The sequence below is a fragment of the Streptomyces sp. D2-8 genome, assembly GCF_023184515.1.
Taxonomy (GTDB): domain Bacteria; phylum Actinomycetota; class Actinomycetes; order Streptomycetales; family Streptomycetaceae; genus Streptomyces.
Genome location: NZ_JAAHBP010000002.1, coordinates 105,420 through 127,443, shown reverse-complemented (window position 1 = coordinate 127,443; position 22,024 = coordinate 105,420). Strand labels below are relative to the sequence as shown.

Below are 22,024 nucleotides of genomic sequence, written 5' to 3'. Positions count from 1 at the left end.
CGCTTCGTGTCTGCGGCAGGATTCCTTGTCATGGACGTGTACGAAGATCCGGCGACCTGGACGGCCCGCCCCGCGCGGCCGCAGTGGCAGTTGGCGCTGCGGTTCGCCGGGAGTGTCGTGTGGTTTCCGGTGGTGTGTGTGCTGTGGGCGGCGGTGGCGGCCGTGTTGCTGGTCGTCGGCATGTTCGCCGAGGTCGTCACGGCGCTCAGCAGCACCGTCGAACGCGGCTACCTCAACGCCCTGGGCTGGACGCTGGAGCGCGTCGGGCGCCTGGCCTCCTGGTGCGTGTCCTGGCCGGAGCTGCGGCATGAGGGCGATGTCGACCACTACAAGGCGCGTGTGGACAAGGCGGTCGCGAAGTGGACCGCCCGGGCCTCGGCACCGGTGGAGCCGAAGAAACCGAAACCGCCCGTGGAGTGTGCGATACCCCTGCGGGCCTACCGGGGCGTCGGCGGGTGGTACGTCGCCGAGGTGGCGCTCGCACAGGGGTGGGAGCTGCGGCCGACGGACGAGTACAGAGAGGTGCGGCTGTGGTGGTCGGCCGCGTCGAGGGTTGATTGAGCTCTGCCGACTTGCCCGGCCGTGTGAAGGTTGGTGAAGATCCTGGGGTGACTTCGACAAGACCCACCCCCAGGGCGACCGGCCCGCGCGGGTCCGTGCGCCGCGCCGGTGCGGGCCGGGCCGTCGCCGTCCTGGTGCTGGTGACACTGGCCGCGCTGATCCCGCTGCTCGGCCCGTCCGCCGCGCTGCACGGCACCGGGGAGGCCGAAGTGCCCGGCGCCGGCGGCATAGCCCTGCTCCGCACCGTGCTGTTCGCGGCGCTGTGCATACCCGTCGGCGAACTGTTCGTGAACCGGCTGGCGCGCTCGCTGCCCGGCACGGAGGCCGGACACCCGGCCGTGCCCCGCAGTTGGTCCCCCTTCGCGGCCGCCGCCGGTTTCGTCGCCGCCCTCGGGCTCGCCACGGTCGTGGCCACCGGCAATCTCGTGCCGGGCGACGGGGCGGACATCGACGTCGGGGGGCTCTACACGTCCCGGGACGGCAAGCTCGCCCTGCTGGAGGTCAACGCGTTCCTGGTGGCGGGGCTGTGCGCCGTGTCGCGCCGGCCGGTCACGCAGGTGGGGCCGCTGGCCGCCGTGGTCGTCGCCGAGGCCCTGCGCGCGCACCCCACGACCGAGTACAGCCCGCTGACCGGCGCCGGGCTGACGCTCGTCCATCTGACCTGCGCGGCACTGTGGGCGGGGGGACTCCTCCACGCGCTGCGCACCCTGCGCCTCTGGTCCGGCCCGAACGGCACGGCGGCCGGCGCGGCCCTGCTGGGCCTCTACGCGCGCGTGGCGGTCGTGCTGCTCGCCGCCATCACCGCGACGGGCGTGTGCAGTTCACTGCGCCGGATGCCGCCGGAGACGGTCCTGGAGCAGCTGACGGGGACGGCGTACGGGCGCGCGCTGCTCGCCAAGGTGCTCCTCGTGGTGGTCGTCGCCGGCCTCGCCGTGTGGGCCCGGCGACGGCTGCGCCGGGCAGCCGACCCGCTGACCGCCTGCGCGCCGGCCCGGGCGGAGGTGGCCGCCCTGGGCCTGGCGGTCGCGGCGTCCGGACTGCTGACGGCGCTTCCGGTGCCCATCCGCTGGTGACGCCGGTTGCGTCTCAGACGGCGCGCATCTCGCCGTACGTCGCGGCCGGTGCCCTGCGCGCGTCGAGCGCCCCGAGGGTGCCGCCGGCCAGCAGCGCCTGCGCGGCGATGTACGTGAGCATGATCCAGAAGTCCGGCCGGGGCGGCTGCGGCCACGCGGCGACACCGGTCGCGATGAGCGTGTCGGACAACAGGAACAGCGCCCCGCCGAGCCCCGCGAAGAGGCCGAGCCGGGTGGCGGACCGGTACGCCATGGCGGTGAGCAGGAGGCTGTAGCCGGCGACGGGCACGCGCAGGTCGGCGGGCAGGTCCGGCCACAGCAGCGCGACGGTCGTGACGAGGGCGGTGGCGTAGCCGAACGCCAGGACGCCCGCACGCGCGCGTGGGACCGCGTTCCGGCTGCCGTACGTCGCGAAGAGCGCGAGGTAGCAGACGTGCCCCGCCGCGAAGGAGGCCATGCCCGCGAGGAAGGCCGGCTCGGCGTCCGACAGCAGCAGGACGTCCCCGCCCCATCCGAACAGCAGTGCGGCCAGGAGCGGCCGGGGCGCCTTGCGCAGGGCGGCCCACAGGGCCAGGAGCGGCATCAGCAGGGGCTTGGCGACGGTGTGCCCGGCGTCGAAACCGGCCGCGAGGGAGACGAGGTCGACGGCGGCGGCGAGACCGAAGGCGGCCAGGAGGAGGCGCGAGGGGTTCACGCGGACGTGCTCTTTCCGGCCGGGGCGGTCTCGGCGACGGGGGCGGTCTCGGCGACCGGCGCCGCCATGGGGATCGGCGTGGTCCCGGGGATCGGCGCGGCCTCGGGGATCGGCGCGGCCTCGCCGAGGGCCGTGGTCGTGCCGGCGGGCGACGGAGCGGGTGCGGCGGCCGGTGCGGCGGCCGGCCCCGGCCCCCACCCCGGTCCCCGGAACACGCGGCCCGCGCGCTCGCGCCAACTGCGTGCGGCCCTCAGGTCCTTGGCGATGGACACGTACTCGTGCGTGGCCACCTTGAGCAGGTTGTACGTGTCGATGTTCTTGGTCAGCCCGTACCGGGGCCGCTCGGTCTCCGCGACGAACGACCCGAACAGCCGGTCCCAGACGATGAGGATGCCGCCGAAGTTGCGGTCCAGATAGCCGCCCTGGGAGGCGTGGTGGACGCGGTGGTGCGACGGGGTGTTGAAGACGAACTCGAACCAGCGGGGCATCTTGTCGATGCGCTCGGTGTGGATCCAGAACTGGTAGACGAGGTTCGCGGAGGAGCAGAACGCGAGCGCGGCGGGGTGGACGCCGGCGACGATGAGGGGGACGTAGAACGGCCACACGGTCAGGGACGTCCAGGGCTGGCGCAGCGCGGTGGTGAGGTTGAACTTCCGGCTGGAGTGGTGGACGACGTGGCAGGCCCACAGGATGCGGATGACGTGGTGGCCGCGGTGGGACCAGTAGTAGAAGAAGTCCTGCCCGAGCAGCATCAGCGGGATGGTCCACCACAGCACGGGCACGCGCAGCGGCGTGAGTTCGTAGAGGGCCGTGTAGACGGCCAGGATCGGGATCTTCCACAGGAGGTCGAAGACGAGGCTGCCGAGCCCCATGCCGACGCTCGTCGCGGCGTCCTTCGCCTCGTAGCCCTCCGCGTCGTCGTCGGGGTGGAAACGGTAGCTCACCATTTCGACCACGGTGAGCAGCACAAAGGCGGGGATGGACCACAGCACGACATCGGGCAGGTTCGGCATGCAAGCACCGTAGGTCCGCCGTGATGCCCCGACTAGACGTTGTTACCGACAAGTATTACCGACGGTACGCGCTTGCTTCTTGGCGATCTCCGCCAATCCGGTACGGGACGAGGACGGACGTCGGCGGACGAGACGCCCGCAGATCGACTGAGTATCGATCAGACGTACACCCCGCGAACGGACAGACCGGACAAGACGCCTGAGAGGGCATCGGAAGTGCCCGGCGGGCGCACCTGTCGGACGGCGCTGTCAGTCGTGGCCCGTATCCTCAGGGACCATGCTGGAAGACCTGACGACCGCTGTTTTCTCTGCCACGCCGTGGCCGGCCGCGTATCCCAAGGGGTACGCGGTCGTTGACGTGGAGACCACGGGCCTGGCCCGGGACGACCGCATCATCTCCGCGGCGGTCTACCGGCTGGACGAGCGCGGCGAGGTCGAGGACCACTGGTACACGACGGTCAACCCCGAGCGCGACCCGGGCCCCGTCTGGATCCACGGACTGACGAGCGAGGCGCTCGAAGGGGCGCCCCTCTTCCCGGAGATCGCCGAGGAGTTCACCGCCCGGCTGGCGGGGCGGGTGCTCGTCGCGCACAACGCCGTCTTCGACTGGCAGATGATCGCCCGGGAGTACGCACGCGCCGAGCGCGAGGCGCCGGTGCGGCAGCGGTTGTGCACCATCGCGCTCTCCAAGGAGCTCGGGCTGCCGCTGCCCAACCACAAGCTGGAGTCCCTCGCGGCGCACTTCGGCGTCGTCCAGCAGCGGGCGCACCACGCGCTGGACGACGCGCGCGTGCTGGCGGAGGCGTTCCGGCCGAGCCTGCGGACGGCGGCGGCGAACAACGTACGGCTGCCGCTGCACGAGTGCCGGCCGCTGACCGAGTGGACGGACCGCCCCGCCGCGCCCCGCGTCGGCCGGCAGGCGGGCCCCGGCGGCTACGGCGGCTACCGGCCCGGCAGTTGGCGCCCGTCCCGCAAGCGCCCCGCCTGCCCCTACCCCAACCCCGGGCGGTACGAGGAGGGCGGGCGTCTCAAGCAGGGCATGCGGGTCGCCTTCTCGGGTGACACCTCCATCGAGCGGGACCTGCTGGAGGACCGCGCGACCGAGGCCGGGCTGCATGTGGCCACGAGTCTGTCCCGGCTGACCAGCCTGCTCGTCACGAACGACCCGGACTCGGGCACGTCCAAGGTCGTCAAGGCCCGGCAGTTCGGCACGCCGGTCGTGGACGAGGCGGCGTTCGGGCAACTCCTCGCGGATGTGGAGCCGGCATCGGAGGGGTGACCGTACGGACGGGTGATTGCCGGGCGACTCGCCCGGCGACGGCTCGCCCGCACGGGGACGACGGCTCACCCTGTGGCGCATGGCGACCTGTGAGGTATGTGGCAATCAGTACGGAATGACCTTCGAGGTGCACGCGCAGGGCGCGGTGCACGTCTTCGACTGCTTCTCCTGCGCGATCCACCGCATGGCCCCCATCTGCGAGCACTGCCGGGTGCAGATCATCGGCCAGGGGGTCGAGGTCGAGGGCCACTGGTACTGCGGCGCCCACTGCGCCCGCGCGGAGGGAAAGGTAGGAATTGTCGACAAGGTGTGAACCCGTACCCGCATGAATGCACCCCACGACCGAGTTGTACGGTCGTGGGGTGTACCGCTTCCTGATGTCCCGGCAGTGGGTGATCCTCACGTTGATCGCCCTGCTTCTCATCCCCACGATGATCAGGCTGGGCATCTGGCAGATGCATCGCTACGAGGAGCGCACCGCCCGGAACCAGCTGGTCACCGACGCGCTGGCGGCCGAGCCGGTGCCCGTGGAGAAGCTGACCGCGCCCGGGCACACCGTGACCAGCGCCGAGCGGTACCGCACCGTGACGGCGAAGGGCCGCTTCGACACCGAGGACGAGGTCGTCGTCCGCCGCCGCACCAACTCCGACGACGAGGTCGGCTACCACGTCCTGACCCCGTTCGTCCTGGACGACGGCAAGGTGCTGCTGGTCAACCGGGGCTGGATCCCCTCCGACGGCCCGAGCCAGACCACGTTCCCGAAGGTCCCCGCACCGCCGAGCGGCGAGGTCACCGTCCAGGGGCGGCTGATGCCCGACGAGACGACCGCCGCGAGCGGCATCAAGAACCTCCAGGGGCTGCCGGACCGGCAGATCATGCTGATCAACAGCGAGCAGCAGGCCCGCCGCCTGGACGCCCGGGTGCTCGGCGGCTACATCGCCCAGACGGCCCCCGAGCCCAAGGGCGACACCCCCGAGCTGATGGGCAACCCCGGCAGGGAGGACGCCGCGCTGAACTACGCGTACGCCGTCCAGTGGTGGCTGTTCTCCGCGGCCGTCCCGGTCGGCTGGGTGATCCTGGCCCGCCGCGAGGCCCGGGAGCGGGCCCAGAAGGCAGCGGAGGAAACCGACACGACGGAATCCGAGCCGGCAGCGGTGTAGCCGCGACGGGCGGACCCGGCCGACCCGGACCGCGTGCACCGCGTCCGGAGCCGGGCCGGCTTCGGCGGAACGTCTGATCCGCGGGGAGAGCCCCCTCACCCGGCCCGGACCGAGCGGAAGTCGTCGAGAACCGGGGACCGCGACGGGAGCCGGCCGAGCCTCATCCGGGCGCGTCACGACCGCGACTAGTGCCGGCCACGTCACCCTCCGACCAGCCTCGGCGGAACAGATCCGGTCCACCGGGACCGCATCATCACCCCGGCCCCGGCCGAGCCGGGGGCGTCGCGCTCCGGCGGGCCGCATCTCGGCCGACCGCATCAAGATCCGCCCGGCCGCGGCTCATCCGGGCCCGTCACGATCCAGCCGACCGCGACCGGAGCCGGCCGCGTCGCGTTCCGACCAGCCTCGGTTGAAAGGACCCCGTCCACCCGGACCGGCCCCTTGCCCGGCCCGGACCGAACCGAAGGCGTCGCGCTCCGGCGGCCGCGACCGGAGCCGGCCGCGTCGCGATCCGGTCGGCCGTGGCTGAACGGGCCCGGCCCGTCAGTCCGGACCGGACCAGCCCGCCTCAAGACCCGGCCGGCGGCGGCTGATCCGGCCTCCTCAGCGCCCCGCCCCTGTCGGCCAGAACACATCACTCCCCCGGCCCCGCCCTGATTGCCGCGTCGGCTTGCCGGGAACCCGCACTCCGTGCACCCCAGCATCGAGGACTACGCGCTCATCGGCGACGAGCAGACCGCGGCCCTGGTCGGTACGGACGGATCCGTCGACTGGTTGTGTCTGCCCCGCTTCGACTCGGCCGCCTGCTTCGCCAGACTGCTCGGTGACGAGGACAACGGCTACTGGCGCATCGCCCCCGTGGGAGCGGACCGCTGCACCCGGCGCGCCTACCGCCGCGACACCCTCGTCCTGGACACGGACTGGGAGACCGAGCAAGGGGCGGTCCGGGTCACCGACCTGATGCCCCAACGCGACCGCGCCCCCGACCTCGTACGCGTCGTCGAGGGCCTCGACGGCGAGGTGACGCTGCACAGCGTCCTCAAGCTGCGCTTCGACTACGGCTCGATCGTCCCTTGGGTGCGCCGCACCGACGGCCACCGCGTCGCCGTCGCCGGCCCGGACTCGACCTGGCTGCGCAGCGAGCCGGAGGTGACCAGCTGGGGCGAGGACTTCGGCACGCACGCGGAGTTCACCGTCAGGAAGGGGGAAAAGGTCGCGTTCGTCCTGACCTGGCACCCCTCCCACGAGCCGCGCCCGCCGCTCGTCGACCCGTACGACGCCCTGCGCCACAGCGTGGAGGACTGGCGCGCCTGGGTGTCGCACTGCCGCTACGACGGCCCGTACCGGGACGCCGTCGTCCGCTCGCTGATCACCCTCAAGGCACTCACCTACGCCCCGACGGGCGGCATCGTCGCCGCCGCCACCACGTCGCTGCCCGAGGAACCGGGCGGGGTGCGCAACTGGGACTACCGCTACTGCTGGCTGCGCGACTCCACCCTCACTCTGAACGCGTTGCTCGCCGCGGGCTACCAGGAGGAGGCGGAGGCCTGGCGGAACTGGCTGCTGCGCGCGGTCGCGGGCGACCCGGCGGACCTGCAGATCATGTACGGCGTCGCGGGCGAGCGACGGCTGCCCGAGTTCGAGCTGCCGTGGCTGTCCGGCTTCCTCGAGTCCGCCCCCGTACGCATCGGCAACGACGCCGTGAAGCAGCTCCAGCTGGACGTCTACGGCGAAGTCATGGACTCCCTGTCGTTCGCCCGCGAGTCGGGCCTGTCCGCCCAGCCGGACGTGTGGGCGCTGCAGACGGCTCTGCTGGACTTCCTGCGGACCCACTGGCAGCAACCGGACGAGGGGCTGTGGGAGGTGCGCAGCGACCGGCGCCAGTTCGTGCACTCGAAGGTGATGGTGTGGGTGGCCGCCGACCGCGGCGTACGCACCCTGGAGCGCCATCCGGAGCTGGGCGGCGACCTGGACGGCTGGCGCACACTGCGCGACGAGGTGCACCGGGAAGTGTGCGAGAAGGGCTACGACCCGGAACGCAACACCTTCACGCAGTCCTACGGCTCACGTGAACTGGACGCCGCGCTGCTGCTCATCCCGCGCGTCGGATTCCTGCCGCCGGACGATCCGCGGGTGATCGGCACGATCGACGCGGTCCGCGAGGAGCTGTCCCGCGACGGCTTCGTGCGCCGCTACAGCACGGAGGACGCGGACGTCGACGGACTGCCCGGCGGTGAGGGCGCCTTCCTGGTCTGCTCGTTCTGGCTCGCGGACGCCCTGTACATGACGGGCCGCGCGAAGGAGGCCCGCGAGCTGTTCGAACGGCTGGCGGGGCTCGCCAACGACGTCGGGCTGCTGTCCGAGGAGTTCGACCCGGTGACCGGCCGGCACCTCGGCAACTTCCCGCAGGCGTTCAGCCACATCGGGCTGGTGAACACCGCCCTCGCCCTGTTCGGTGAGGACGGGGCAGGATAGGGACCATGGATCTTGGACTGAAGGACCGGGTGTACGTCGTCACCGGGGCCACGCGCGGCCTCGGCAACGCCACCGCGCGTGAGCTCGTCGCGGACGGGGCGAAGGTGGTCGTCTCGGGGCGGGACGAGAAGAGTGTCGCCGAGGCGGCGGCCGAGCTGGGGCCGAACGCGGTCGGCGTGGCCGTCGACAACGCGGACCCGGAGGCCGCGGCCCGGCTGATCGGGGCCGCGCGGGAGCACTTCGGCCGTTTCAACGGTGTCCTCGTCAGCGTGGGCGGGCCGCCGGCCGGGTTCGTCGCGGACAACACGGACGAGCAGTGGCAGACGGCGTTCGAGTCGGTGTTCCTCGGTGCGGTACGGCTGGCTCGCGCCGCGGCCGCCGAGATGGAGGCCGGGGGTGTCATCGGGTTCGTGCTGTCCGGGTCGGTGTACGAGCCCATTCCGGGCCTGACCATCTCGAACGGGCTGCGGCCGGGGCTGGCCGGGTTCGCCAAGTCGCTCTCCGACGAGCTGGGACCGCGGGGGATCCGGGTGGTCGGCGTCCTGCCCGGACGGATCGACACCGACCGGGTGCGGCAGCTGGACGCGTTGTCGGCGGATCCCGAGGCGACCCGGGCGGCGTCGGAGTCGCGGATCCCGCTGCGGCGGTACGGGGCGCCGCAGGAGTTCGGCCGGGTGGCGGCGTTCCTGATGTCGCCGGCGGCTTCCTATCTGACCGGGGTCATGGTGCCGGTCGACGGTGGAGCACGCCACGGGTTCTGAGCGGCCTTGCTCAACTCACCCGTTCCGCACCGTGTTTGACGCCCTTCAGCCTCACCTCCGCCGGCAGTGAGGCAAGGCCCGCCGACGTCCTGGCATGGGTGAGTGCGCCGGTGGTGAAGTCGTTCAGGGCCGTGCCCGGGTCCACGTGTGGCTCCAGTGCGAGGCGTACGTGGGCCTCGGGGGTGCTGTGCCCGCCCTTCAGATGGGCTTGGGCTCCGTCCACGCCGTCGATGTGGTCCGCCTCCTGGGTGAGGACGTTCTCCAGGGCCCGGCCGCGCACGAGCGCGCCCTCGCCGTCGCCGGTGTCGACGAGGACCTCGGCCAGGCGGCGACGGCGCAGGACGGCGACGAGCCGCCACAGGGCGAACAGCAGCAGGACCGCGAGGGCGGCGATGACGACCGGCCACCACCAGCCGTCCTCGCGCCAGCGGGTGCGCTCGGCGTTGCTCAGCAGCACGTCGTGCTTGCCGTCGTGGATCCACCACGAGGGCGCCGAGACGCCGAGGCCGACGGCCAGGACGGAGCCGCCCAGCGCCAGCAGGATCAGGCCCACCAGGCCGAGGAACACGCGGTTGACGGTCCTGAGCACCGCTCTCACCCCTTCCGGCCGGGCCGCCGGACCCGCACCGACAGCGAGGGCGGCCGGGACAGCCCCAGTCCGCGGACCGCGTCGGCGAGCACGGCGTCCAGATCGGTTCGTACGTCGTCCAGTTCCCGGAAGTGCGCCACGGCGCGGACGTCGGCCCGCCGTCGGCGCACCCGTGCCCGTGCCGACTGCACGCCGGCCACCTCCATGGCCCGGTCCCGCAGCGCGGTGGCGGCGGCGTCCCGGTGCAGTCCGGCGCGTACGTCGGTGTGCGTGCGCCGCATCGGGAGCACGTCCCGCAGGCCGGGCGTGACGGCCAGGATCAGCAGCCAGAGGCCGAGGAGGGCCGCGACCCCCGCGCCGACGAGCACCCAGGTGTCGTCGAGGGGCCGTTCGGCGAGCTGCCGGGCCAGTTCCCGGCGCCAGGCCATGCCGGGCCGGCCGGCGCGCACGGAGACGATGTCGTACAGGAACAGCCCGGCGAGGCCCAGGAGCAGCAGGGCGACGATGCCCGCGGGGACGCGGCGCGCCGACCAGAAGCGGCCCTCGCGGCCCCCCTTGCCCTCGAGTTCGGGCGGCGGCCCGGAGGCGGCCGACGCATCGGACCGGTCCGGTCCGTTGCCGTTCTCCGTCTCCTGCTTGTCGAGGACGGGCAAGCGCTGCGTGCTGTCCTCGGGGGGCTGAGTGCCCTGGGGTTCGCTCATTGCGTCCTCCCCTTTACCGCGCCGAGCGCCGCGACCAGGTGCAGCCGCTCCACCTGGACGACGACCTCCGGCACCTGCATGCCCGCCAAGGTGCTCACCCGCTCGACGACCTGGTGACGCACCGTGCGGCAGCGGGCGCCGATGTCGCAGGGGTAGCCGAGTTCGAGCTGGACCCGGACATGGGCGACCTCGTGGTGGACGACGACGGACGCCGAGGGCCGGTCGGCGCCGGGCGGCAGCGTGCCGACGGCCTCGCGGGCCGCCTGCGAGGCGATCTTCGCGACGACCCGGTCGGCGATCCGGGTCGCGCCGCGCTCGCCCGGCGGGACCACGGTCAGGGGTCTGTCGAGCTCACCGGCCCCCGTACTCATGGGCGTCACCGCCGCCGTTCACGTTCACGAGGACGGAAGAAGTCGCCGAACTCCAGGTCCCCGTCCAGGAACCGGCCGACGACGAAGCCGACGGCGCCCAGTGCCGCCACCAGCAGGAAGGCACCGAATCCGCCGAAATATCCGGCGAAGGCCAGCGCCATGCCGGCGATCATGCCGACCACGGCCATGCTCATGCGCTCCTCAGCTCCTCAGCCGCTGTGTCGATGTCCATTGGCCCATGCCTCACTGGATTCGGCGCTCCGGTTCCTCTTCCTCCTCGTCCGGCAGCTTCACGTCGCTCACCGCGATGTTGACCTCGACGACCTCCAGGCCGGTCATCCGCTCCACGGCGGTGATGACGTTCTCCCGTACGTCGCGGGCCACATCGGAGATCGACACGCCGTACTCGACCACGATCTCCAGGTCGAGGGCCGCCTGCACTTCGCCGACCTCGGCCTTCACACCGCGCGACACCGACTTGGTTCCTCCGGGCACGCGGTCGCGCACTGCTCCGAACGTGCGGGACAGGCCGCTGCCCATGGCGTGCACGCCGTCGACGTCGCGTGCGGCGAGGCCGGCGATCTTCTCCACGACGCCGTCCGCGATTGTCGTCCGCCCGCGGGAACCGGCGTCTCCGCCGCTGTGCTTGGCCAACGGGCTCCTGCGTACCGCCGCGGTCTCGGTCTCCCCGCCCCGGTTCTCGGTCATGTCAGTCATCGCCGTACGTCCTTTTCGTCGTCCTTGGACCACCGTAAGCACGGTTGCGTGGAAGCGCGCCTCTGATGCGGCAGGCTGGAGGAATGACGGCCGACCGATGGACACAGGCAGTGAGACATCAGCTGAGAATCGGCAGGCTTCTGCCGTTGGGTGACGCGCGGGACGGCGCGTGGATCGCGGAACGGGCAGCCGAGGCGGTACTGCGGAGCGCGGCGTGGGACGCGCCGGGCGTGCGCCTCGACGCGCTCCGTGTGGGGGTCGCCGATACGGCGGACACCGCGGAGCCCGCCGTACCGGCTCCGCCGAGTGCTCTGCCGCCCGGGCCGCTGCGGGTGACGGCGGAGTTCGCCGCGACGGCCTCGCAGCCCCTGCCGGCGACGGCGTCCCTGTTGCGGGCGACGCTGGCGACCGCCGCGGCCCAGCGGCTGGGCCTGACGGTGGCGGAGGTGGACCTGCGGGTGACGGGGCTGCTGGACGAGGTGGGGCCCGGGGAAGCCGGGGTCGCCGCGCGCCTTCCCGAGCCCCCGAGTGCCGCCCTGGCCGGGGGTGGCGACGAGGGCCGTGTGGCCGCCGCCGCGCTCGGGGTGCAGGGCGTACTCCATCTGACCGGCACGCTGGGCCACCCCGTGCACATCGAGGAACTCCCGCGCGAGGGCGCCGCGCTGCCGCACCGCCATGTCCGGCTGGAGCTGGCGGTGGGCGCGGACCAGCGGGCCCGGGACGTGGCCCGCGAGGTCCGGAAGGCGGTCAGGCGCGCGCTGCCGGATCACCCGACGGTGGCCGTCGTGGTGAGCGCGATCGGCTGATCGCGCTCCCGGGCGGCCCGGCGGTCCTCAGTCCCCGACGCCCGCGAGGTCCCGCAGCCGGCGGGCCTGGGACTGGCGCTCCGCCGTGCGCTGCTCCTCGTACGTGCGGTCCTGGGCGCCGCGCAGCAGGGCCTTGGTCTCGATGACCGCGTCGCGGGGCGCGGCGAGCACGGCCGACGCGAAGTCGCGCACGGTGTCGTCGAGCTGGCCGGCGGGCACGGCGAGGTTCGCCAGCCCGGTGTTCACGGCCTCCTGGGCCGTGACGAAGCGCCCGGTCACGCAGATCTCCAGCGCGCGGGCGTATCCGACGAGTCCCACCAGCGGATGCGTGCCCGTCAGGTCGGGCACGAGTCCGAGGCTGGTCTCGCGCATGGCGAACTGCACGTCGTCGGCGACGACGCGCAGGTCGCAGGCGAGGGCGAGCTGGAAGCCCGCCCCGATGGCATGCCCCTGGACAGCGGCGACGGAGACGATGTCGCTGCGCCGCCACCAGGTGAACGCCTCCTGGTATTCGGCGATGGTCGCGTCCAGCTCGGCGTCGGCGCCGCGCGCGAGGTCGACGAACGACGGTTCGCCGTCGAAGCCCTCGGGCGTGAACGCCTGCCGGTCGAGCCCGGCCGAGAAGGACTTGCCCTCGGCCCGCAGCACCACGACGCGGACGGAGCCCGGCAGCTGCCGCCCGGCCTCGGTCAGCGCCCGCCACAGAGCGGGGCTCTGCGCGTTGCGCTTGGCCGGGTTGGTCAGCGTCACCGTGGCGATCGCGTCGTCGACGGTGAGCCGTACGCCGTCCTTGTCGAGTACGGGAACGAGGTCCTTGTCAGGCGAAGCCATGGGACGCCTCCGATGTGTGCGGTCGTCTTGCGCGCCCGTACGACGGCTTCACCGCCGTAGCAGGCCACGCTTAAGTGACTGCACAGTAACCACCCGGCCGATCAGTCGACCGACCGGGTGGCCACCATCGAAGCCGAGGGGCCACCCGGGGTCAGGCCGTGGCCTTTTTGCCCCGGGTCGCCCCGCCACGCCCTCGCAGCGTGACGCCCGACTCACTGAGCATGCGGTGCACAAAGCCATACGAGCGGCCGGTCTCCTCGGCCAACGCCCGGATGCTCGCACCGGCGTCGTACTTCTTCTTCAGGTCTGCCGCGAGCTTGTCGCGCGCGGCGCCGGTCACCCGGCTGCCCTTCTTCAGAGTCTCGGCCACCCGTGCCTCCTCATGGGAAGTGCGCTCTGGTCTCCTCATGATCACCCCTCCGGGCCTTCATGGCCACCCATTCGGCAAGGTCCGTGAGACAAGGTTGTGACGACGGGAGCGGACACCCACATGCGGAATGTGAAATTCCGGAGGATGGCCTTCGTACGGCCGAACGGATGGTGGAGGAAAATGCCAGGTCAGAAAGGCGGCGCGGCCGAGCCCGGAAGAATCGGGGGCTCGACCGCGAAATCGATGTAGGACACACCTCGGTACGAGGAGATCTCACACAGATGATGGATCACCGCTAGGCCGAATGATCCATACGCCGTTGATCACGCATTCGATCAAGCGAGGGCGACGAGATCCGCGTAGTCGGCGCCCCACAGGTCCTCGACGCCGTCGGGCAGCAGGATGATCCGCTCCGGCTGGAGCGCCTCGACCGCGCCCTCGTCGTGCGTGACGAGGACGACCGCGCCCTTGTAGGTGCGCAGCGCGCCGAGGATCTCCTCGCGGCTGGCGGGGTCGAGGTTGTTGGTCGGCTCGTCGAGGAGCAGCACGTTCGCCGAGGACACCACGAGGGTGGCGAGGGCGAGGCGGGTCTTCTCGCCGCCGGAGAGGACCCCGGCGGGCTTGTCGACGTCGTCGCCGGAGAACAGGAACGAACCGAGAGTCTTGCGGACCTCCACCAGGTCCAGGTCGGGGGCGGCCGAGCGCATGTTCTCCAGGACCGTGCGCTCCGGGTCGAGGGTCTCGTGCTCCTGCGCGTAGTAGCCGAGCTTGAGGCCGTGACCCTCGATGACCTTGCCGGTGTCGGGCTGCTCCGCCCCGCCGAGCAGACGGAGCAGGGTCGTCTTGCCGGCGCCGTTGAGGCCGAGGATGACGACGCGCGAGCCCTTGTCGATGGCCAGGTCGACGTCGGTGAAGATCTCCAGCGAGCCGTAGGACTTCGACAGGCCCTCGGCCATGAGCGGGGTCTTGCCGCACGGGGAGGGCTCGGGGAAGCGCAGCTTGGCGACCTTGTCGGACTTCCGCTCGGCCTCCAGGCCGGCCAGCAGCTTGTCCGCCCGGCGGGCCATGTTCTGCGCGGCGACGGTCTTGGTGGCCTTGGCCCGCATCTTGTCGGCCTGCGAATGCAGCGCGGAGGCCTTCTTCTCGGCGTTCTGCCGCTCGCGCTTGCGGCGCTTCTCGTCGGCCTCGCGCTGCTGCTGGTAGAGCTTCCAGCCCATGTTGTAGATGTCGATCTGGGCGCGGTTGGCGTCCAGGTAGAACACCTTGTTGACGACCGTCTCGACCAGGTCGACGTCGTGGGAGATCACGATGAAGCCGCCGCGGTAGGTCTTCAGGTAGTCGCGCAGCCAGACGATCGAGTCGGCGTCGAGGTGGTTCGTGGGCTCGTCGAGCAGCAGGGTGTCCGCGTCGGAGAACAGGATGCGGGCGAGCTCGATGCGGCGGCGCTGACCACCGGAGAGGGTGTGCAGCGGCTGGCCGAGGACCCGGTCGGGCAGGTTGAGCGCGGCGGCGATGGTGGCGGCCTCGGCCTCGGCGGCGTATCCGCCCTTGGTGAGGAACTCCGTCTCCTGGCGCTCGTACTGCTTGAGGGCCTTCTCGCGGGTGGAGCCCTGGCCGGTGGCGATGCGCTGTTCGTTGTCGCGCATCTTGCGGATCAGTACGTCCAGACCGCGCGCGGACAGGATGCGGTCCCGGGCGAGGATGCCGAGGTCGCCGGTGCGGGGGTCCTGCGGGAGGTAGCCGACCTCGCCGGAGCGGGTGATGGCGCCGCCGGCCGGCATGCCCTCGCCCGCCAGGCATTTGGTGAGGGTGGTCTTCCCCGCGCCGTTGCGGCCGACCAGGCCGATGCGGTCACCCTTGGCGATACGGAACGAGGCGTTTTCGATGAGGACGCGGGCACCGGCGCGCAGCTCGATACCGGAGGCGGAGATCACGGACAGACTCCAGGGCGGATACGGGGGCGGGATGGACGGCTGAGGACGTTCCCGCCGTCTAATGCGCGAGGAGAATGGCCATGGGGACAGTCTAACGGGGACGTGCAACCACTTTTTCTGCGTGCGGGTGTTCGATCATCGTCGCCGGGCGGAGGGCCGTTGTCACCGGACGGAGGGCCGTTGTCAGTGGCCGGTGAAAGACTGAACAGCGGGCCGGAATCCGGCTCCTCCCGGCGGTGGGACATACAGCAGGACACGAGGAAGTGATCGCCATGGCAGGCACGTCCGGCGGGCGGCCGAGCATCTACCCCACGCTGCTGTACGCGGACGCGAAGGCGGCGATCCGGCAGCTCACGGAGGCCTTCGGTTTCACGGAGCTGTCGGTGTACGAGGGCGAGGACGGCTCGGTGATGCACGCCGAGCTGACACAGGGCAACGGCGCGGTGATGGTCGGCTCCAAGGGGCGCGGCGGTGTGTTCGACGCGGCCATGAAGGACGCGGGCACCACGGGGGTGTACGTGGTGGTGGACGACGTGGACGGGCACCACCGCCGCGCCGTGGACCACGGCGTGGAGGTGCTGATGCCCCCGACGGACCAGGACTACGGCTCGCGGGACTACATGGCCCGGGACCTCGAGGGCAATGTGTGGAGCTTCGGGACGTACGCGCCCGAGATAGCGGGCTGACGCCCTCCATGGCGGCCCCCGGGGCGGGCCCCGGAGCGGACCGCGGGGGCTAGCTGCCGCCGGTGTGCACCTGGAAGGCGGCCCGGCGCACCGCCTTGGCCAGGGCCGGGTCGGGGTGTGCGGCGGCGAGGGCGACCAGGACCTGCACGGTGCGCGGGTGCCCCACGGCGCGTACCTCGTCCAGGAGCATCGGGACGGTCGGCTGAACCGCGGACTCCAGGTGGCGGACGAGCAGCGGCGCCTCACCGTGGTCGGCGACGGCGGCGGCGGTGTCCACCCACAGCCAGGTCGCCTCCTCGCGGGTGAGGACCTCGTGGGCGTCCTCGGGGTCGGCCCCGTCGTGCTCGGCCAGCCACAGCAGCGCGTAGGGCCTGAGCGTGGGCTCCTCCAGTACGCCGCGGACGTCCGGCTCGGCGGGGGCGCCGACCACGCGCAGCGCCTCGAAGGCGAGGCCGCGCAGCAGGGCGTCCTCACCGCGGGCGGCGCCCAGGAGCTCGGTGACAGCGCTGCCGACGGGGCGGGCGGCGAGCCAGGCGCGGTACTCGGCGCGGGCCGCGTTGGGGCGCAGCTGGGCGCAGCCGCGGAGCATGTCGTCGGCGGCCTGCTCGATGTTCCCGGCGGGGCTCTGCGCGGCGACGCAGATCTGCTCCAGCTTGACCCAGACGGCCCAGCTGCCGAGCGGGGTGAGGGTGGCCTGGCCGTCGCCGTAGGTGAGGGCGCCGACGGAGGCGAGGGCGCGCAGGGCCCAGTCGAGCAGGGGGGCGAGCGGGGCGTCGGTGGGCTCCGGTTCGGCCGTCGGCTCGGGCCGGGGGCCGTAGGGGATCTCGCAGCGGGCGGTGCGCAGCTCGGTGACGCGCTGCTCCAGGAGGTCGAGGAGCTGCTCCACGGGGACGGGCCCGGCGGACAGCTGGAGGAAGGAGAGCGCCTGCGGCATGGCGGAGACGACCTCGGCGACGGCGGCGGGCTCCTGGCCCGCGGGCTCCGGATGGGCGAGCGACCAGGCGTCGAAGAGCGCGACCCAGCCGCGCAGCACGGCGCTGTCGTCGCGGTCCCAGGCGCGCAGCCGCCAGCCGGGGCGGGCGCTGTCGCCGTGCACCTCCACGAGGCCGGCGAGGCGGGCGGTGTCCCAGTCGGCTCTGACCTGAGCCGGGGTCAGGCCCAGATCGCGGGCGGCCCGTTCGGCGGTGGCGTCGGAGAGGGTGGCCTTGCCGTCGTCGGTGGCGCTGTCCCGGCCGGGGCCGAGCGCGGCGTCGGCCCAGCGGGCGACGCGGGCCGCGGCGGCCAGACCTGAGCGTGCCATTCTGGCCAGCTCCGCCGGGGCCGGGGTGCCCTCCGGAGGGCGCGGTGCGGGGCGGCGCGAGCGCCGCTGGTTCATCGCTTGGGGGGCGGCGGCCAGGGGTCGCGGGCGGACGAGTCGAAGCCTGGAGTCGCGCGGGATACGGGACGTCACGGGTGCAGTCTTCCGGTTGACGGTCCGAAAACCCAAACGGAATGTCACGGCGGGCGACGGGGATGGCCAACGCACCGGTTCCCGGGAGTGGTCCAGGGCCAAGAACAGGCCAGTGGTACGACGCTAAACGGAATCCGTGCGACCGGTCGTCGGAGTGCGGGACGGGACGTGGTCGCGACGGGGCGAAGGGGGCGTGAACGGGGGGTGTGTGAAAGACCGGCACGGCAGGCCGCATCGGCGGGCGGGTGTGAACGGGGTCACATAAGGGGCGTCAGGAAGCGCCGCAGTGCCTCCTCGTAGGCCTTCGGGTCGGCGTTCCACATGGCTCCGTGGGGGGCGTTGACGACGGTGCGCAGGGCGACCATGTCGGGGCGGGCGTCGGCGAGCCGGCGCGAGAGCTGCCAGGGGGCGACGGCGTCGTCCGGTCCGTGGAAGACGAGCGTCGGCACGCGCGGCCCGTCGGACGGGGCCGTGCCCGCGAGGCGGTCCGCGGTCAGGCCGGTGCGGCCCTGGGCGGCGCGGACCGCGAGGGGCAGCAGCGCGGCCGGGGTGCGGCGGGCCGAGGCGAGGGCGCGCAGGGTGGTCTCCCAGCTGAGCACCGGGGAGTCCAGGACGATCCCGGAGACGCGGTCGCGCAGCCCCGAGCGGGCGGCGGCGCGCAGGGCCATGGTGGCGCCGGTGGACCAGCCGTGCAGGACGACTTGGCGGGCTCCGTAGCGCACGGCGTAGCGGATGGCCGCGTCGAGGTCGCGCCACTCGGTCTCGCCCAGGTGGTTCAGGCCGTCGGACGGGCGGGGTGCGCCCAGGTCGCCGCGGTAGGCGAGGGCGAGCACCGGGAAGTGGCTGCGGTGCAGGAACGGCATGATGTTCATGGCGAGTTCCCGAGTGGCGCCCAGGCCGTGCACGGCGATCACCCAGGTGTCCCGACTGCCCGGCACGAACCACGCGGGCAGGGAGCCGAGTTCGCCGGGGACGTCGACGTCGGCGTGTTCGAGTCCGAGGGCGGCGCCGGGGTTGCCGACGTACACGTTCGGCGTGAGCCAGACCTTGTCACCGGACTTCAGCGTGCCGTGCGTGATGCTCTCCAGGCGGCGCACGACGGTGTCGGCGGGGTGTGTGGCGCCGGTCAGGACGGGCCCGACGACCGCGTGGGAGCCGTTGCCGGAGAGGCCGTAGCGGCCGGGGCGCAGGGCGGCGAGGTCCCGGGTGAGGCTGACCTGCCCGCCGGCGGTGCCGTGCACGGTGAGCCGGGGTTCGGTGGGCAGGGGCCTGCCGGGGGGCGCCTTGAGCGCGGCGTCGCTGGCGAGCCGGCCGGCGGCCACCGCGGCGGCACCGGCCCCGATCACGGCGGTGACGGCAGCGGCCGTCGCTTTGACAGTGCGCACCGTTCCAGTGTCCTGGCGGATTCCGCGGGCGACCAGTGGAAGGGAGCGGCGGGGTGACGTCCGCGGCGGCCGCGGGGCCGGCTCAGCCCCGCTGGCCGTAGCCGCGCAGGCGCTCCTCCACCTCGGTCAGCTGCTCCCGGGACAGCAGGCTCGGGGTCAGGCCGGGCACCGAGGCGGCGGTCAGCCACAGGCGGCACATCCACTCCAGCTGGGCGGTGCGGTCGTAGGCCTGGGCGAGGGTGGTGCCGTAGGTGAGGGTGCCGTGGTTCTGGAGGAGGCAGCCGGCGCGGCCGGCGAGGGCGCGGAGCATGTTCTCGGCCAACTCGTCGGTGCCGTACGTGGCATACGGGGCGACCCGGACGGGGCCGCCGAGCGCGGCGGCCATGTAGTGGACCAGCGGGAGTTCGCTCACGAGCGTCGAGACGGCCGTGGCGTGCACGGCGTGGGTGTGGACGACGGCCAGGGCGCCGGTCGTGCGGTAGACCGCGAGGTGCATGGGCAGCTCGCTGGTCGGGACGAGGGTGCCGAGGACCTGCCGGCCGTCGAGGCCGACGCCGGTCACGTCGTCCGGCGCGAGCCGGTCGTAGGGGACGCCCGACGGTGTGACCAGGACGGTCTCCCCGACGCGCACCGAGACGTTGCCGGACGTGCCGACGACGAGTCCGTCCTCGACCGTCCGGCGGGCCGTGGCGACGAGGTCCTCCCAGGCGCGCGCCTCCTCGGGGCGGGCGCTCCTGCGCCGCGGCTCCCCCGCACCCGGTTCGCCCTCCCGCGCGTCCCCCGTGCCCCGCTCGTCGCCTCGCTGCTCAGCCATGCCGCGATCCTGCCAGGGAGGGGCTCAACGCGCCGCCACGCGGGGGCACTTTAGGCCGGAAGCCGACGGCCCGTAAGGGCGCCTTTCGGCGCAAAAGGTGCGACGGCCCCCTCTTGGCCGGAGATCTTCGGGCATTCAACGATCTACCAGTACGCACTGGAGGATTTACACCTCGGCGAGTACGGGTCCCGCCCAGGGCGAGTGCCGCCGCGGACGCCGCCAGTACGGCGGGCCTGGTGCGCGGCGCCTACCACTTCGCGCTGCCGAACCGGTCCTCGGGCCGGACGCAGGCGGCGCACTTCGTACGCAACGGCGGCGGGACCCTGCCGGGTGACCAGAATCTCTTCAACGGGTCCCTCGATCGACTGAACCGGTTCGCGCGAGGCGCCTGGTCGCCGGGGCTCCGGGCCGCCGTTCCGGGGCGGAACGGCGGCCCCCCGTTGCAGTCACCCCTACGCCCCTCCCAGTTCATCTTCCGTTCACTCAGATTGCCTACGTTCGTCTGGCCAATGACCTCGAACGATTGCCTGGGTAAATGGAAAGCTTCTCGCTGATCCTCGCGATTGTGGTGGTAACCGCTCTCGCGTTCGATTTCACGAACGGTTTCCACGACACCGCGAACGCGATGGCCACGACCATTTCCACGGGCGCCATGAAGCCCAAGGCTGCGGTGGCCATGTCCGCTGTCCTCAACCTGGTCGGCGCCTTCCTGTCCGTCGAAGTCGCCAACACGATCTCCAAAGGCCTCGTCGACGAGGCCGGCATCCGTCCCGAGGTCATCTTCGCCGCCTTGGTCGGCGCGATCCTCTGGAACCTGCTGACCTGGCTGGTCGGCCTGCCGTCCAGCTCCTCCCACGCCCTCATGGGCGGTCTCATCGGTGCCGCGATCGCCTCGGCGGGCGTCGGCGCGGTGCACGGTGACGTGCTGGTCACCAAGGTGCTGATCCCGGCGATCGCCGCCCCGCTGGTCGCGGGCATCGCGGCGCTGCTCGCCACGCGGCTGACGTACTCCCTCGGCAGGAAGGCCGACGGCGAGGCGTCCAAGAAGGGCTACCGGGCCGGCCAGATCGCCTCCGCGGGCCTGGTCTCCCTGGCGCACGGCACCAACGACGCGCAGAAGACGATGGGTGTCATCACCCTCGCCCTGGTCGCCGGCGGCGCCGTCGCCCCCGACTCCGACCCGCCCATGTGGGTCATCCTCTCGGCGGGTCTCGCCATCGCGCTCGGCACGTACCTGGGTGGCTGGCGCATCATCCGCACCATGGGCAAGGGCCTGACCGACCTCCAGCCGCAGCAGGGCTTCGCCGCCCAGACCAGCGCGGCCACGGTCATCCTGGCCTCCTCCCACATCGGTTTCTCCCTGTCCACCACCCACTCCGTGTCCGGCGCGGTGATGGGCGCGGGGCTCGGCCGCAAGGGCGGTGTCGTCCGCTGGTCGACCGCGACGCGGATGTTCGTCGCCTGGGGTCTGACGCTGCCGGCGGCCGCGCTGGTGGGCGCGCTCGCCGAGTACGTCACCGGCTTCGGCGACTGGGGCACCGCGGTGGTGGCCGTCTTCCTCGTCGCCTCCAGCGCGGTGATCTGGAAGCTGTCCCGGCGTGAGGTCGTCGACCACACCAACGTCAACGACACCGACGAGGCGGAGCCCGCCGGTGTGGTGACCACGGCGATGGCCGCGGTGACGCCGCCCCCGGCGGGTGGTACGGCCACGGCGTCGGAGGGTCCGGTCTCGGCGTTCCCGTCGCAGGCCACCGCCGAACGCACACCGACCACGACCACCACGGTCTGACCCGCCCACCGGTTACAAGGAAGAGTCTCCGATATGAAGATCGACTGGGCGGCCCTCGGCTCCGTCTTCGGCGTCAGTCTCGTGGTCACCGTGGCCCTCGTCGGCCTGTTCACCCTCGGCATCACCGGCCTGTCGCGCCGCGAGCGGGCGGTGGCGGAGGGCGGGTCCGCGGGGCTCGCGGTCACGGGAGCGTACGCGTGTTTCGCGGCGTGTGCGGCTGCTGTGGGGTACGGGATCTATCTGATCGTGGCCTGAGGGCCTGACTGCACGTCGTGTCCGCCGGGCGGCACGGGACTTCGGTCCTGTGCCGCCCGGTCGTCGTGTGTACCTCGGGGGTGATGTGGGGTTCTCCACACTCTCCCCTCGCAGGTCAACGGCAAGTTGACGGCGGTTCCCGGCCGTGGTGGACTGCCGGGGCCAATACGGCGGCAGGAGAGGAAGCCGGTGCGAGTCCGGCGCGGTCCCGCCACTGTCACCGGGGTAGCAATCCCCGGGAGCCAGGAACTCTCACCGCCGGTCTCGTCGAACCAGGGCGTGGACACCCTGAGTGAGGACATATATCGCC

Annotated in this window: 24 protein-coding genes, 1 pseudogene and 1 riboswitch; of the genes and pseudogenes, 12 read left to right on the top strand and 13 right to left on the bottom strand. The window is 72.4% G+C overall.

The window, feature by feature from the left end:
• Positions 1 to 30: 30 nt before the first annotated feature.
• Entirely contained in the window at positions 31 to 561 is a 531-nt protein-coding gene (locus tag G3I77_RS06230; RefSeq protein ID WP_248501578.1) for a hypothetical protein, read from the top strand.
• A gap of 47 nt (positions 562 to 608) precedes the next feature.
• On the top strand, positions 609 to 1,634 hold the full coding sequence (locus G3I77_RS06225) for a CopD family protein (RefSeq protein ID WP_248501577.1): 1,026 nt from the start codon (positions 609 to 611) through the stop codon (positions 1,632 to 1,634).
• Positions 1,635 to 1,647: 13 nt separating this feature from the next.
• Here G3I77_RS06225 and G3I77_RS06220 read toward each other — a convergent pair whose 3' ends face one another.
• The gene (locus G3I77_RS06220; protein ID WP_248501576.1) at positions 1,648 to 2,328 is read right to left on the bottom strand and encodes a lysoplasmalogenase; all 681 of its coding nucleotides are present in this window, start codon (positions 2,326 to 2,328) and stop codon (positions 1,648 to 1,650) included.
• Complete coding sequence (locus G3I77_RS06215; protein ID WP_248501575.1) at positions 2,325 to 3,341, bottom strand: sterol desaturase family protein; 1,017 nt, start codon at positions 3,339 to 3,341, stop codon at positions 2,325 to 2,327. The genes G3I77_RS06220 and G3I77_RS06215 overlap by 4 nt, the downstream gene beginning before the upstream one ends.
• Positions 3,342 to 3,618: 277 nt before the next feature.
• Between G3I77_RS06215 and G3I77_RS06210 the strand changes: the two genes are divergently transcribed.
• The 5 genes from G3I77_RS06210 to G3I77_RS06190 all read left to right on the top strand — a co-directional run bounded on the left by G3I77_RS06210 (position 3,619) and on the right by G3I77_RS06190 (position 9,016).
• The gene (locus G3I77_RS06210; protein ID WP_248501574.1) at positions 3,619 to 4,620 is read left to right on the top strand and encodes a DEDDh family exonuclease; all 1,002 of its coding nucleotides are present in this window, start codon (positions 3,619 to 3,621) and stop codon (positions 4,618 to 4,620) included.
• Positions 4,621 to 4,699: 79 nt separating this feature from the next.
• Positions 4,700 to 4,933, top strand: coding sequence for a hypothetical protein (locus G3I77_RS06205; protein ID WP_078625432.1), 234 nt, complete (start codon positions 4,700 to 4,702; stop codon positions 4,931 to 4,933).
• A gap of 49 nt (positions 4,934 to 4,982) precedes the next feature.
• Positions 4,983 to 5,780 carry an SURF1 family protein gene (locus G3I77_RS06200; protein ID WP_248501573.1) on the top strand — a complete coding sequence of 266 codons (798 nt, stop codon included), beginning with the start codon at positions 4,983 to 4,985 and terminating at the stop codon, positions 5,778 to 5,780.
• Between the two features lie 690 nt (positions 5,781 to 6,470).
• The gene (locus G3I77_RS06195; RefSeq protein WP_248501572.1) at positions 6,471 to 8,255 is read left to right on the top strand and encodes a glycoside hydrolase family 15 protein; all 1,785 of its coding nucleotides are present in this window, start codon (positions 6,471 to 6,473) and stop codon (positions 8,253 to 8,255) included.
• Positions 8,256 to 8,260: 5 nt separating this feature from the next.
• Positions 8,261 to 9,016 (top strand): SDR family oxidoreductase, encoded by a 756-nt coding sequence (locus G3I77_RS06190; RefSeq protein WP_248501571.1) that lies wholly within the window; start codon positions 8,261 to 8,263, stop codon positions 9,014 to 9,016.
• A gap of 10 nt (positions 9,017 to 9,026) precedes the next feature.
• Here G3I77_RS06190 and amaP read toward each other — a convergent pair whose 3' ends face one another.
• The 5 genes from amaP to G3I77_RS06165 are packed head-to-tail and all read right to left on the bottom strand — an operon-like array spanning position 9,027 to position 11,394.
• Positions 9,027 to 9,614, bottom strand: a complete 588-nt coding sequence (gene amaP, locus G3I77_RS06185) for an alkaline shock response membrane anchor protein AmaP (protein WP_248501570.1) — start codon at positions 9,612 to 9,614, stop codon at positions 9,027 to 9,029.
• A complete protein-coding gene (locus tag G3I77_RS06180) occupies positions 9,611 to 10,306 on the bottom strand; it encodes a DUF6286 domain-containing protein (RefSeq protein WP_248501569.1) in 696 nt (231 codons plus the stop codon). Before G3I77_RS06180 ends, amaP begins: the two co-directional genes overlap by 4 nt.
• Positions 10,303 to 10,677 carry a hypothetical protein gene (locus G3I77_RS06175; protein WP_248501568.1) on the bottom strand — a complete coding sequence of 125 codons (375 nt, stop codon included), beginning with the start codon at positions 10,675 to 10,677 and terminating at the stop codon, positions 10,303 to 10,305. The genes G3I77_RS06180 and G3I77_RS06175 overlap by 4 nt, the downstream gene beginning before the upstream one ends.
• 5 nt (positions 10,678 to 10,682) lie before the next feature.
• The gene (locus G3I77_RS06170) at positions 10,683 to 10,871 is read right to left on the bottom strand and encodes a hypothetical protein (RefSeq protein ID WP_031142734.1); all 189 of its coding nucleotides are present in this window, start codon (positions 10,869 to 10,871) and stop codon (positions 10,683 to 10,685) included.
• Between the two features lie 49 nt (positions 10,872 to 10,920).
• The gene (locus tag G3I77_RS06165) at positions 10,921 to 11,394 is read right to left on the bottom strand and encodes an Asp23/Gls24 family envelope stress response protein (protein ID WP_184563802.1); all 474 of its coding nucleotides are present in this window, start codon (positions 11,392 to 11,394) and stop codon (positions 10,921 to 10,923) included.
• An 83-nt stretch (positions 11,395 to 11,477) separates the two neighbouring features.
• On the opposite strand from G3I77_RS06165, the gene G3I77_RS06160 reads away from it, so the two are divergent.
• The gene (locus G3I77_RS06160; RefSeq protein ID WP_248501567.1) at positions 11,478 to 12,200 is read left to right on the top strand and encodes a nucleopolyhedrovirus P10 family protein; all 723 of its coding nucleotides are present in this window, start codon (positions 11,478 to 11,480) and stop codon (positions 12,198 to 12,200) included.
• Positions 12,201 to 12,227: 27 nt separating this feature from the next.
• On the opposite strand, the gene G3I77_RS06155 is transcribed toward G3I77_RS06160, so the two are convergent.
• The 3 genes from G3I77_RS06155 to G3I77_RS06145 all read right to left on the bottom strand — a co-directional run bounded on the left by G3I77_RS06155 (position 12,228) and on the right by G3I77_RS06145 (position 15,335).
• Positions 12,228 to 13,031 (bottom strand): enoyl-CoA hydratase/isomerase family protein, encoded by an 804-nt coding sequence (locus G3I77_RS06155; RefSeq protein ID WP_248501566.1) that lies wholly within the window; start codon positions 13,029 to 13,031, stop codon positions 12,228 to 12,230.
• Between the two features lie 151 nt (positions 13,032 to 13,182).
• Positions 13,183 to 13,401, bottom strand: coding sequence for a helix-turn-helix domain-containing protein (locus G3I77_RS06150; RefSeq protein WP_010037790.1), 219 nt, complete (start codon positions 13,399 to 13,401; stop codon positions 13,183 to 13,185).
• 335 nt (positions 13,402 to 13,736) lie between these two features.
• Positions 13,737 to 15,335 (bottom strand): ABC-F family ATP-binding cassette domain-containing protein, encoded by a 1,599-nt coding sequence (locus tag G3I77_RS06145; RefSeq protein ID WP_248501565.1) that lies wholly within the window; start codon positions 15,333 to 15,335, stop codon positions 13,737 to 13,739.
• Positions 15,336 to 15,607: 272 nt separating this feature from the next.
• On the opposite strand from G3I77_RS06145, the gene G3I77_RS06140 reads away from it, so the two are divergent.
• Positions 15,608 to 16,021, top strand: a complete 414-nt coding sequence (locus tag G3I77_RS06140; RefSeq protein ID WP_248501564.1) for a VOC family protein — start codon at positions 15,608 to 15,610, stop codon at positions 16,019 to 16,021.
• 49 nt (positions 16,022 to 16,070) lie between these two features.
• Here the strand turns inward: G3I77_RS06140 and G3I77_RS06135 are convergent, their stop codons facing one another.
• From G3I77_RS06135 to G3I77_RS06125, 3 genes are all read right to left on the bottom strand, one after another.
• Complete coding sequence (locus tag G3I77_RS06135) at positions 16,071 to 17,471, bottom strand: hypothetical protein (RefSeq protein WP_248501563.1); 1,401 nt, start codon at positions 17,469 to 17,471, stop codon at positions 16,071 to 16,073.
• Between the two features lie 257 nt (positions 17,472 to 17,728).
• Complete coding sequence (locus tag G3I77_RS06130) at positions 17,729 to 18,856, bottom strand: S9 family peptidase (RefSeq protein ID WP_248501562.1); 1,128 nt, start codon at positions 18,854 to 18,856, stop codon at positions 17,729 to 17,731.
• A gap of 82 nt (positions 18,857 to 18,938) precedes the next feature.
• Positions 18,939 to 19,670, bottom strand: coding sequence for a class II aldolase/adducin family protein (locus G3I77_RS06125; RefSeq protein ID WP_248501561.1), 732 nt, complete (start codon positions 19,668 to 19,670; stop codon positions 18,939 to 18,941).
• A gap of 227 nt (positions 19,671 to 19,897) precedes the next feature.
• Between G3I77_RS06125 and G3I77_RS06120 the strand changes: the two are divergent.
• The 3 genes and pseudogenes from G3I77_RS06120 to G3I77_RS06110 all read left to right on the top strand — a co-directional run.
• Positions 19,898 to 19,990, top strand: a pseudogene (locus G3I77_RS06120) (hydrolase); the annotation flags it as partial.
• Positions 19,991 to 20,205: 215 nt separating this feature from the next.
• Positions 20,206 to 21,459, top strand: coding sequence for an inorganic phosphate transporter (locus tag G3I77_RS06115; RefSeq protein WP_248501560.1), 1,254 nt, complete (start codon positions 20,206 to 20,208; stop codon positions 21,457 to 21,459).
• 33 nt (positions 21,460 to 21,492) lie between these two features.
• Complete coding sequence (locus tag G3I77_RS06110; protein WP_031108151.1) at positions 21,493 to 21,714, top strand: hypothetical protein; 222 nt, start codon at positions 21,493 to 21,495, stop codon at positions 21,712 to 21,714.
• A gap of 116 nt (positions 21,715 to 21,830) precedes the next feature.
• Positions 21,831 to 21,989: riboswitch (cobalamin riboswitch) on the top strand.
• Positions 21,990 to 22,024 lie beyond the last annotated feature (35 nt).